Here is a 230-nt window from a genome sequence, read left to right as displayed (position 1 = left end):
AGTACGCCACGGTATTGGTGTTACTGGTGTGTTTGAGATTGCGCGTGGAGGTGTAAGGACTGCCGCCGGTGATGCTCATACTCACGGCGGTGCCTGGCGTGCAGGCGAGCGTGATGGTGGTGCGTTGCACATAGCTGGCGCTGACGCTGCTTGCGGCCACGCCAGATTGGGTACCAAAATTAAGGGTGCCGAATACCCCGGTATTGGTTCCGGAGACAACACAGCCTGCC

General features: G+C 59.1%; 1 protein-coding gene. It reads right to left on the bottom strand.

Annotated elements, in window-relative coordinates; genetic code table 11:
• A partial coding sequence (locus KVT28_RS27365) for a spore coat protein U domain-containing protein (RefSeq protein ID WP_217551497.1) occupies positions 1-230 on the bottom strand: 230 nt, incomplete at both ends.

It is taken from the genome of Pantoea sp. GbtcB22, assembly GCF_019091025.1.
Classification (GTDB): Bacteria; Pseudomonadota; Gammaproteobacteria; order Enterobacterales; family Enterobacteriaceae; genus Pantoea; species Pantoea leporis.
This window is presented reverse-complemented; position numbering and strand designations above follow the sequence as displayed.